The organism is Streptomyces calidiresistens (genome assembly GCF_014141525.1).
Classification (GTDB): Bacteria; Actinomycetota; Actinomycetes; order Streptomycetales; family Streptomycetaceae; genus Streptomyces; species Streptomyces calidiresistens.
This window is the reverse complement of the sequence record NZ_VKHS01000104.1, coordinates 1-10576: the sequence shown is the minus strand read 5'-3', so window position 1 is coordinate 10576 and position 10576 is coordinate 1. Positions and strand designations below refer to the sequence as shown.

The 10576-nt window shown below is 73.8% G+C and carries 11 protein-coding genes; 6 read left to right on the top strand and 5 right to left on the bottom strand.

Annotated elements, in window-relative coordinates; genetic code table 11:
• The 4 genes from FOE67_RS07145 to FOE67_RS07130 form a co-directional block, all read left to right on the top strand.
• On the top strand, positions 1–1342 hold a 1342-nt coding region (locus tag FOE67_RS07145), incomplete at its 5' end, for a sensor histidine kinase (protein ID WP_182661624.1).
• Between the two features lie 4 nt (positions 1343–1346).
• Positions 1347–2174 carry a response regulator transcription factor gene (locus tag FOE67_RS07140; protein WP_182661621.1) on the top strand — a complete coding sequence of 276 codons (828 nt, stop codon included), beginning with the start codon at positions 1347–1349 and terminating at the stop codon, positions 2172–2174.
• Positions 2158–2970, top strand: a complete 813-nt coding sequence (gene recO / locus FOE67_RS07135; RefSeq protein WP_182661619.1) for a DNA repair protein RecO — start codon at positions 2158–2160, stop codon at positions 2968–2970. Before FOE67_RS07140 ends, recO begins: the two co-directional genes overlap by 17 nt.
• An 84-nt stretch (positions 2971–3054) precedes the next feature.
• Positions 3055–3897 (top strand): isoprenyl transferase, encoded by an 843-nt coding sequence (locus tag FOE67_RS07130; RefSeq protein ID WP_182661617.1) that lies wholly within the window; start codon positions 3055–3057, stop codon positions 3895–3897.
• A gap of 21 nt (positions 3898–3918) precedes the next feature.
• On the opposite strand, the gene FOE67_RS07125 is transcribed toward FOE67_RS07130, so the two are convergent.
• The 5 genes from FOE67_RS07125 to FOE67_RS07105 form a co-directional block, all read right to left on the bottom strand.
• Positions 3919–4533, bottom strand: coding sequence for a dihydrofolate reductase family protein (locus tag FOE67_RS07125; RefSeq protein ID WP_182661615.1), 615 nt, complete (start codon positions 4531–4533; stop codon positions 3919–3921).
• 200 nt (positions 4534–4733) lie between these two features.
• Positions 4734–5159: a Fur family transcriptional regulator gene (locus FOE67_RS07120; protein ID WP_323384406.1), complete on the bottom strand. Its 426-nt coding sequence runs from the start codon at positions 5157–5159 to the stop codon at positions 4734–4736.
• A gap of 65 nt (positions 5160–5224) precedes the next feature.
• Positions 5225–6142 carry a metal ABC transporter permease gene (locus FOE67_RS07115; RefSeq protein WP_182661625.1) on the bottom strand — a complete coding sequence of 306 codons (918 nt, stop codon included), beginning with the start codon at positions 6140–6142 and terminating at the stop codon, positions 5225–5227.
• A gap of 77 nt (positions 6143–6219) precedes the next feature.
• Complete coding sequence (locus FOE67_RS07110; protein WP_182661611.1) at positions 6220–6975, bottom strand: metal ABC transporter ATP-binding protein; 756 nt, start codon at positions 6973–6975, stop codon at positions 6220–6222.
• A gap of 72 nt (positions 6976–7047) precedes the next feature.
• Positions 7048–8202, bottom strand: coding sequence for a metal ABC transporter substrate-binding protein (locus FOE67_RS07105; RefSeq protein ID WP_182661609.1), 1155 nt, complete (start codon positions 8200–8202; stop codon positions 7048–7050).
• 229 nt (positions 8203–8431) lie between these two features.
• On the opposite strand from FOE67_RS07105, the gene FOE67_RS07100 reads away from it, so the two are divergent.
• Both FOE67_RS07100 and FOE67_RS07095 read left to right on the top strand, forming a co-directional pair.
• Positions 8432–9814: a glycine--tRNA ligase gene (locus tag FOE67_RS07100; RefSeq protein ID WP_182661607.1), complete on the top strand. Its 1383-nt coding sequence runs from the start codon at positions 8432–8434 to the stop codon at positions 9812–9814.
• A gap of 330 nt (positions 9815–10144) precedes the next feature.
• Positions 10145–10456, top strand: coding sequence for a hypothetical protein (locus tag FOE67_RS07095; protein ID WP_182661605.1), 312 nt, complete (start codon positions 10145–10147; stop codon positions 10454–10456).
• The last annotated feature ends 120 nt before the right edge of the window (positions 10457–10576 follow it).

The window sequence follows — 10576 nt, the reverse complement described above, 5'->3', positions numbered from 1 at the left end:
CCCCCGTTCCGCCCCCCGCCGGGAAACCCCTCCGGACCGCGGCGGACGCTCCCGCCGGCATCCGGGACCCGACCGTCCCGAGCCCTCGGACGCCGCCCTGACCGGCGCCGTCGCCCTCCTCACCGCGGTTCTCGCCCTGCTGTCCCGGGACGGCGCGGCCCCCGACGCCACCGGGTGGCTGCTGTTGGCCGGCGCGACCCTGCCCCTGGTGTGGCGGCGGCGCCACCCGTTGACCGTCCTGACGGCCGTGGTGCTCTGTGTGGGGCCCTACCACGCGCTCGGGTACAGCCACCCCGCCGCCGTGCCCGCCTCCGTGGTCGCGGTCTACACCCTCGCCGTCAGCGGCCCCCGGATCCGCACCGTGCTGGCCGGGGCCGGGGTGGTGCTGCTCGGGCCGGCGATCATGGCCGCGGTGGACGCCCACACCGGTGTCGAGATGCTGCGGGTCGCCGGATGGGTGCTGGTCGTCCTGGTCTTCGGGGAGGCGGTGCGCATCCACCGCGACTTCGTGGACGCCGTCCGCGAGCGGGCCGAGCGGGCCGAGCGCACCCGGGAGGAGGAGGCCGCCCGCCGGGTCGCCGAGGAACGCGTGCGCATCGCCCGGGACCTGCACGACCTGCTGGCACACGGCATCACCCTGATCGGGGTGCAGACCGCCGTCGCCTCCCACATGCTGCGCAACGACCCCGACCGGCTGGACCGGGAGGCGCTGGCGCGTTCCCTGGAGGGCATCGCCGACACCTGTCGGGACGCCCGGGTCGAGCTGCGCCGGACCCTGCGGGTGCTGCGGTCCGACGGCGAGCCGGACGGCACCGCGGAGGGACCGGACGAGGAGCTGCCCTCCGGCCCCCTGCCGGACCTGGCGGGCATCACCGACCTGGCCCGTTCCGCCCGGGCCGGCGGGGCGGTCGTCGAGCTGGAACCCGCCGACCCCGCCGCCGGCGGCCCGCTGCCGGCGGTGCTCGCCGCCGCGGCCCACCGGATCGTCCAGGAATCCCTGACCAACGCCGTCCGGCACGCCGGGCCGCGGGTCCGGGTGCGGGTGTGTCTGGACCGGACCGACGACGCGCTGCGGATCACCACCACCGACGACGGGGGCGCCCGGCCCGGGGAGCGGGGCCCGGGGGAGGGCACCGGCGGCCGGGACCCCGCCGTGCCGGGCTTCGGCATCGCCGGTATGCGCGAGCGGGCCCGCAGCGTGGGCGGCACGCTGGAGGCCGGCCCCCGTCCCGACGCCCCCGGCTTCGTGGTGAGGGCGGTCCTGCCGCTGCGCCCACCGGCGGCGGAACCGGGGGCGGGGGAGACGGTGCCCGCCGCCGGGAACCCGGCCGCACTAGGCTGACGACATGACGACGGCAGGGACGGACACCGCCGCCGGGGCCGCCCCCGGCGGTGCGTCGGGAGCGGCCCCGATCCGGGTGCTGCTGGCCGACGACCAGACGCTGGTCCGCGCCGCCTTCGCCATGCTCGTCGAGTCCGCCCCCGACATGGAGGTGGTCGGCCAGGCCGCGACGGGCCGCGAGGCGGTGGCCCTGGCCCGCTCCGCCCGGGCCGATCTGGTGGTGATGGACATCCGGATGCCCGACCTCGACGGGATCGCCGCCACCCGCCTGATCGCCGCGGACGAGGACCTGGCGGGCGTGCGGGTCCTGGTGCTCACGACCTACGAGACCGACGAGAACGTGATCGAGGCGCTGCGGGCCGGTGCCTCCGGCTTCCTGGTCAAGGACACCCGGCCCGCCGAGCTGCTGACCGCGATCCGCACCGTCGCCGCCGGTGAGGCGCTGCTGTCCCCCGGGCCGACCGCCCGGCTCGTCGCCCGCCTGCTGCGCACGCCCGCCCCGCCGCCGAACGGCGCCGGCGATCCGGTGGGCGCCGTCGTGCGGGCCCGGCTCACCGACCGCGAACGACAGGTGTTGGCGCTGGTGGGACGCGGCCTGAACAACGCCGAGATCGCCGAGGTCCTCTCGCTCTCCCCGCTGACGGTGAAGACGCACGTCAGCCGGGTCATGAACAAGCTCCCGGTCCGCGACCGGGCCCAGCTGGTGATCGCCGCCTACGAGTCGGGGCTGGTGGTCCCCGGCGGGAGCGGCGCGGGGAACCCGGGGCACCCGGGCCGGGGCGCGCCGCGAGGGAATCCCGGGGGAGAATCGGTTCATGACCCTCTTCCGTGACGACGGCGTGGTGCTGCGCACGCAGAAGCTGGGCGAGGCGGACCGGATCATCACCCTGCTGACCCGGCAGCACGGCCGGGTCCGCGCGGTCGCCCGGGGGGTACGGCGCACCAAATCGAAGTTCGGCGCCCGTTTGGAGCCCTTCTCCCACGTGGACGTGCAGTTCTTCGCGCGTGGTTCGGAGCTGGTCGGACGGGGCCTGCCGATGTGCACCCAGGTGGAGAGCATCGCCGCGCACGGGCGGCCGATCGTGGAGGACTACGCGCGCTACACCGCCGGCACGGCGATGCTGGAGACGGCCGAGCGGTTCACCGACCACGAGGGCGAGCCGAACGTCCAGCAGTACCTGCTGCTCGTCGGGGGCCTGCGGACCCTGGCCGCCGGGGAGCACGCGCCGGGCCTGGTGCTGGACGCCTTCCTGCTGCGCTCCCTGGCGTGCGGTGGTTACGCCCCCAGTTTCGACGCCTGCGCCCGCTGCGGGATGCCCGGTCCCCACCGGTTCTTCTCCGTCGCCGCGGGCGGCTCGGTGTGCGCGGACTGCCGGGTGCCGGGGAGCGTGGTGCCCTCACCGGGCGCGCTGCGGCTGCTGGGCGCGCTGCTGTCCGGGGACTGGGCCGTCGCCGACGCCGCCGAGCCCCGCCACGTGCGCGAGGGCAGCGGCCTGGTCTCCGCCTACCTGCACTGGCATCTGGAACGGGGGCTGCGCTCCCTGCGCTTCGTCGACCGCGCCGACCCGACCGCCCGGCCGGCGGGGGCCCCGCCGCCCCCGGTGCGACCGGCGGCCCCCTCCGGCTGATCGCGCGGGGCCGCCCCCGACCGGCCACGGGAACGGGTGGGCTACGCTCGCCCCGACGTCCGAACGACCCCACGGAGTGACCCCATGGCCCGCCGCGGAACATCCTCCCGGCCGCGTCGCGAGTACCGCGCCCCCGACCCGCACCCCTCCGGGGCACGGCCCCCGGCGCTGCCCGACGAGCTGATCCCCGGTCACGTGGCGATCGTCATGGACGGCAACGGGCGGTGGGCCAAGGAGCGCGGCCTGGCCCGCACCGAGGGGCACCGGCGGGGGGAGGCCGTCGTCCTCGACGTGGTCAAGGGCTGCCTGGAGCTGGGCGTGCGCAACCTCTCGCTGTACGCCTTCTCCACCGAGAACTGGAAGCGCTCGCCCGACGAGGTGCGGTTCCTCATGGGCTTCAACCGGGACGTCATCGACCGCCGGACCGAGGAACTGGACGCGATGGGCGTGCGGATCCGGTGGGCCGGCCGCGAGCCCCGGCTGTGGAAGTCGGTGGTCCGCAAGCTCCAGGACGCCGAGGAGCGCACCCGCGACAACGACGCCATGACGCTGTACATGTGCGTGAACTACGGCGGGCGCGCCGAGATCGCCGACGCCGCCGCCCGGCTGGCCGCCGACGCGCGCGACGGACGGCTGGATCCCCGCAAGGTCACCGAGGAGACCCTGGCCCGGTACCTGTACTTCGCCGACATGCCGGACGTGGACCTGTTCATCCGACCCTCGGGCGAGCAGCGCACCTCCAACTATCTGCTCTGGCAGAGCGCCTACGCCGAGTTGGTCTTCCAGGACATCCTGTGGCCGGACTTCGACCGCCGGCACCTGTGGAACGCCTGCCTGGAGTACGCCTCCCGGGACCGCCGCTTCGGCGGTGCCCTGCCCAACGAGATCACCGCCCCCGACGGTGTCGCGGAGACCCCCGCCGGCTGAGTCCGCCCGGCGCCGGAGGGGTCAGCGGCGCACCAGGTAGCGCAGATGGGTCACGGTCGGCGAACCGATGACCCGGGTCTGTTCCAGCCGTATCCCCTCCGGCACCGGCCCGTCGAACAGGCGGGTGCCGCCGCCGAGCAGGATCGGCACCAGGTGCAGCTGCAGGTCGTCCACCAGCCCCGCGAGCAGGAAACGCCGGACGGTCAGCGCTCCGCCGGCCACCGCGATCTTGCCGTCCCCGGAGTGTCGGCGGGCCTCGGCCAGCGCCTCGGCGGGGCCGCCGGTGACGAACCGGAACAGGGTGCGTCCCCGGCGCAGCGGCTCGCGCGGCGTGCGGTCCAGGACCAGCACCGGGACGCGGAAGGGCGGCTCCTCCCCCCACGGGGCCCCGCCGTGGGCGAACATCCGCCCGCCCATGATCACCGCGCCGACGCCCTCGGCCCGCTCCGCGAGCACGTCCGCGTCCGGCCCGCCCCCACCGCCGGAGGCGGCGGACGGGTCCCGCCAGGAGTCCAGCCGGTGAACCCATTCGTGCAGGCGCTCCCCGCCCCGCCCCAGGGGGGCCGCGCGGGAGGGCCGGGGGCCGGTGACGTAGCCGTCCAGGGAGATCGACAGATCGGCCGTGACCAGGGTCATGACGCCCCACCTCCCGCATCCTCCGTCCCGGGGGCCCCGGGCGACACCTCCGCCGTACCCACCGGACGGTACCCGCGGGACGGCCGAACGACACGGGCGGGCCTGCGGTGGGTCATCGGAAAGGTACGGCAACGGCCCGTCGCCGTCCCCGGAATTCTCCGGATCCGACAACGGGCCGATGGACGCGCGGGGGCGTCGGGTCAGGCGCGCCCGCTCCGTGCCGCGGCGCAGTCACCGCAGGTGCCGAAGACCTCGACGGTGTGGCTCACGTCCACGAAGCCGTGCTCGACCGCGACGGCGTCGGCCCACCTCTCCACGGCGGGGCCCTCGACCTCGACCGCCTTCCCGCAGGTCCGGCACACCAGGTGGTGGTGGTGGTCGTCGGTGCTGCACCGGCGGTAGACCGCCTCGCCCTCGCGGGTGCGCAGCACGTCCACCTCCCCGGCGTCGGCCAGCGACTGCAACGTGCGGTAGACCGTGGTCAGCCCGACGGACTCGCCCCGGTGTTTGAGCATGTCGTGCAGCTCCTGGGCGCTGCGGAACTCGTCCACCTCGGCGAGTGCCGCGGACACCGCCGCGCGCTGTCGTGTGGACCGGCCGCGGACCGGCGGTCCTGCAGTCGCCACCATTGCCTCCCGAAATCGCCCCGGCTCCCGTGCTCGGCTGCCATTGTGCCAGGCTGCCGCGGGGATCACCGGGAGGGGACGGAGGAGCGGTCGGGATCGGCGGGGGCGGGCACCGTCGCGCGCTCCCCGACGGGGGTGCCCGGCGGGGGCACCGGCAGCTCCGCCCGGCGGGCCCGTCGCCGGGCGATCGGCCGGGTCAGCGCGGCGGCCAGGGCGAACAGCCCCAGCGCGATCAGCACGATCGTCGCCCCGGGCGGGACGTCGGCGTAGTAGGAGGCGACCGTGCCGGAGACCGAGACGAGGACCCCGAAACCGCACGCGGCGGCGAGCGTCCCGGCGTAGCTGCGGGTCGCCTGCTGGGCCGCCACCACCGGGATCACCATGAGCGCGCTGACCAGCAGCAGACCCACCACGCGCATGGCGACCGTCACGGTGGCCGCGGCGGTCACCGCGAGCAGCAGGTTCAGCGCCCGCACCGGCAGCCCCGTCACCCGGGCGAACTCCTCGTCCTGGCAGACCGAGAACAGTTGTCGGCGCAGGCCCAGCCCGACCAGCAGCACGAAGGCGGCGAGGATCACGATGGCGGTGATGTCGGAGGCCGAGACGGTGGTCACCGAGCCCCACAGGTAGCTGGTCAGGCCGGCCGTGGAACCGCCGGGGGCCAGATTGATGATCATCACACCGCCGGCCATGCCGCCGTAGAAGAGCATCGCCAGGGCGATGTCCCCGCGGGCCTTCCCCGACAGGCGCAGCAGCTCCATGCCGACCGCGCCGATCGCGGAGACCAGCACCGCCATCCACACCGGGCTGGTGTTGAACAGGAAGCCCAGGGCCACACCGGTCAGCGCCACGTGCCCGATGCCGTCGCCCATCAGGGCCTGTCGGCGCTGGACCAGGTAGATGCCGACCACCGGGGCGGTCACCCCGATCACCAGGGCGGCGATCAGGGCCCGCTGCATGAAGGCGTAGTTCAGGAACTCCAGCGCCAGCGCCTGCCCGTCGACCGGGGGGAGGGCCGCGCCGACCGGGGAGCCGGAGAGGGACGGGAGGGCGAAGGACATCACAGGATCCCGGAGTGCAGGCGCGGCTCGGCGGACGGCTCGGGGGCGTCCTCCGGATGACAGGCGTGGGTGTCGGGCAGGTGGTCGCCGTGCTCCACGATCCGCTCCACCCGCCCCCCGGAGAGGATCACGGCGCGGTCGATCAACGGCTCCATCGGCCCCAGTTCGTGCAGGACGAGCAGGACGGCGGCGCCGCGTCCGACCAGGGTCCGCACGGTCTCGGCGAGCACGTCCTGACTGGCCAGGTCCACCCCGGCCAGCGGCTCGTCCATGATCAGCAGGTCGGGGTCGTTGGTCAGTGCCCGGGCGATGAGCACCCGCTGGTGCTGGCCGCCGGAGAGGGTGGCCACCGGCTCCCGGGCCCGATCGGCGAGCCCCACGGTCTCCAGGGCCCGGTGCACCGCCTCGTGGTCGCCGCGCCGCAGCGGGAGCAGGCCGCGGCGGGCCAGCCGGCCCGCGGCGACGACCTCGCGCACCGTGGCGGGGACGCCGCCCGCGGCCGTCGAGCGCTGCGGCACGTACCCGACCCGCCGCCAGTCGCGGAAGCGGGACAGCGGGGTGCCGAACAGCTCCAGCCGTCCGGCGGTGATCGGCACCCGTCCCACCGCGGCCCGCACGGTGGTGGACTTGCCGGAGCCGTTGGCGCCGAGCAGGGCGACCACCTCCCCGGCGCGCACGACGAGGTCGATGCCGCGCAGCACCGGGTGACCGCCGAGTTCGGCGGTCACCCCCTCCAGGGATATGACGCTCTCCATGACAGCTCCGTGTGGTGGGCCGGGGGCCGCGCCGGGGCGGGTCGCCCCGGCGCGGGGGTGCCGGCTTGGATGTCAGTCCTCGGCGCCGAGGGCCTTGCGGAGGGATTCGAGGTTGGCGCGCATGACCTCGAAGTAGTCATCGCCCCGGGACCCCTCGGTGATTCCCTCCAGCGGGTCCAGCACGTCCGTCTCCAGGCCGAGGTCGTCGGCGAGGGTCCGCGCGGTGGCGTCGGAGGCCAGGGTCTCGAAGAAGACCGTGGTCACCCCTTCATCCTCCGCGATGTCGTGCAGGGCGCGCATCCGGGCGGCGCTGGGCTCGGACTCCGGGTCCAGACCGGCTATCGACTCCTCGCGCAGACCGTAGCGCTCGGCGAGGTAGCCGAACGCGGCGTGGGTGGTGATGAAGACGTCGGAGGTGCGGTTGGCCAGGCCCTCCTCGAACTCCCCGTCCAGGGCGCGCAGCTCGTCGGTGAGGTCCTCGGCGTTCCGGCGGTAGTCGGCGGCGTTGTCCGGGTCGGCGGCGGCGAGGGTCTCGGCCACGCCGTCGGCCACCTCGGCGTACTTGATCGGGTTCAGCCAGACGTGCGGGTCCTCGGAGCCGTGGGCGTGGCCGTGGTCGTCCCCGGCGCCGTGGCCGTGCTCCTCGTCCTCGCCGTCGTGGTCGTGGGTGCTGTGCTCGTTCCCGTGGCCGTGGTCGTCGTCCTCGTGGCCGTGGTCGTCGTCGTGGCCGTGGTCGTCGTCCTCGTGGCCGTGGTCGTCGTCGTGCCCGTGACCGTCGTCGTGGCTGTGGTCGCCCCGGTACTCGGAGAGTTCGGTGAACTCCCCGGCCTCGGCCACGTGCTCCACGCCGGACTGCGCGATGGCCTCGTCCACCGCCGGCTGCAGACCGGCCAGGTAGACGATCACGTCGGCCTCGGAGAGTTCGCCCACCTGCCGGGGCGAGAGCTCCAGGTCGTGCGGCTCCACCCCGGGCTCGGTGAGGGTGGAGACCGAGACGTGCTCCCCGCCGACGCGCTCGGCCAGGAACTCCATCGGGTAGAACGAGGCGACCACGTTCACGGTGTTCACGGTGCCCCCCGTGTCCCCGCTCCCGGCCCCGTCCTCCGCCGCGCCGTCGTCGGTGCCGCAGGCGGAGAGCGCGAGAACGGCGAGGGCGGTCGTGACGGCCGGGGCGGTGACGGCCGTGCGGCGGGAGCGGCGGGTTCTGTGAGCGGTCATGACGACCATTTTCAGATGAGATGGAAACCGTTGTCAATTTCCTCAACCGCATTGTGACCGGCGCCTCCTCGCGGCTTCCGCCGGTTCCTCCCGATCCCTCCCGACGGCGCTTTTCGGCCGGCCGGGCCGGGCCGGAAGGATCATGTCCGGGCCCCCGGACCCGATTTGCCGCCGCCCCCCGCACCGCCGGTAATCTGAGGCGATTCCTTGCCTCCATCGCCATCATGAAGAGAGCACCGTGGCAGCCGACAAGATCGAGACCATCGTCAGCCTCAGCAAGCGCCGTGGCTTCGTCTACCCGTGCAGCGAGATCTACGGCGGCCAGCGTGCCGCCTGGGACTACGGACCGCTGGGCGTCGAGCTGAAGGAGAACATCAAGCGCCAGTGGTGGCGCGCCATGGTCACCTCGCGGGACGACGTGGTCGGCATCGACTCCTCGGTCATCCTGGCCACCGAGGTGTGGGAGGCGTCCGGCCACGTGGCGACCTTCACCGATCCGCTCACCGAGTGCACCTCCTGTCACAAGCGCTTCCGCGCCGACCACCTGGAGGAGGCGTACGAGGAGAAGCACGGTCGTCCCCCGGCCGGCGGGCTCGCGGATCTGAGCTGCCCCCACTGCGGCAACAAGGGCACCTTCACCGAGCCCAAGGAGTTCTCCGGCCTGCTCTCCACCCACCTCGGGCCCACCCGCGACTCCGGTTCGGTGGCGTATCTGCGGCCGGAGACCGCGCAGGGCATCTTCACCAACTTCGCGCAGGTCCAGCAGACCTCCCGGAAGAAGCCGCCGTTCGGCATCGCCCAGATGGGCAAGTCCTTCCGCAACGAGATCACGCCGGGCAACTTCATCTTCCGGACCCGCGAGTTCGAGCAGATGGAGATGGAGTTCTTCGTCAAGCCGGGCGAGGACGAGGAGTGGCACGAGTACTGGATGGGGCAGCGCTGGGACTGGTACCGCGGCCTGGGCATGCAGGAGTCCAACATGCGGTGGTACGAGCACCCGAAGGAGAAGCTGTCCCACTACTCCAAGCGGACCGCGGACATCGAGTACCGCTTCAACTTCCAGGGCTCGGAGTTCGGTGAGCTGGAGGGTGTCGCGAACCGCACCGACTTCGACCTGAGCTCGCACTCCAAGGCCTCCGGCCAGGACCTGAGCTACTTCGACCAGGAGGCCGGCGAGCGCTGGACCCCCTACGTCATCGAGCCCGCGGCCGGTGTGGGGCGCGCGATGCTCGCCTTCATGCTCGACGCCTACGTCGAGGACGAGGCGCCCAACGCCAAGGGCAAGATGGAGAAGCGCGTCGTCATGCGCCTGGACCCGCGCCTGTCCCCGGTCAAGGTGGCGGTCCTCCCGCTGTCCCGCAATCCGCAGCTCTCCCCGAAGGCGCGCGGGCTGGCCGACGCCCTGCGCCGGCACTGGAACATCGAGTTCGACGACGCGGGCGCCATCGGTCGTCGGTACCGTCGTCAGGACGAGATCGGCACCCCGTACTGCGTCACCGTCGACTTCGACACCCTCGAGGACGACGCGGTGACGGTGCGCGAGCGCGACAGCATGAAGCAGGAGCGCGTCTCGCTGGACCGGATCGAGTCCTACCTGGCGGGTCGCCTCATCGGTTGCTGAGGGTCGCTCCCGCGACGCCCCGGCGCGAGCGGGGGCACCCCGTGCGGCCGGTCCCGGCCGGTCCGTCCGGGAGTCCCATCCGACGACCCGATGGTCGGGTGGTCGGATGGGGCGATGATCCGCCATCTCGACAGGTGCGTGAGCGGCTTCTCGTTTCATCGGATCAGGGCCTGTGACGGTTCGGTCACGACCTTGCCACAACGCCCGTCCCCGGGCCCCAACGGGCCTTTCGGGGGCGGGCGTTGTGCTTCACTGAGGCCCTCTTGACAACGGCGTCCCGAGCCGATATCGACCGACCCCGGGCGCCCCGAATCAGACAGGGGAGGACGGATGCTGACCACCGGCACCGTCACCGGAACCACCGAATCCGGGACCCGGCACTCCATGCGCATCGGACGCGGCTTCGGCGAGGTGCGCCGCCTCGAATGCGACAGCTGCGGCTGGAGCCGGGTGGCCCAGTACGACGTCCTCGGCAAGGCCGACCGCCACCTCGCCGACCACGGCGTGTGCACGGCCGGGGAGTGCAGCGACCCCGGACCGGAGACCGCCGCCCTCGACTCGGGCCCGCTCCCCTGGCTGCTGTGCGCGCTCGGGATGCTGACCCTCCTGGTCGTCGTGGTCGTGCGCTCCGTCACCGGCTGACCGCCCGGCCGGGGCCCGGGGGACATGCGGGACAATGGGGAACCGGAACATCCCGCCCCGGCCCCGGCCGGCCCCGCACCGAACCGTCGAGGACGACCGCCGCATGACCGCCCCCTCCGC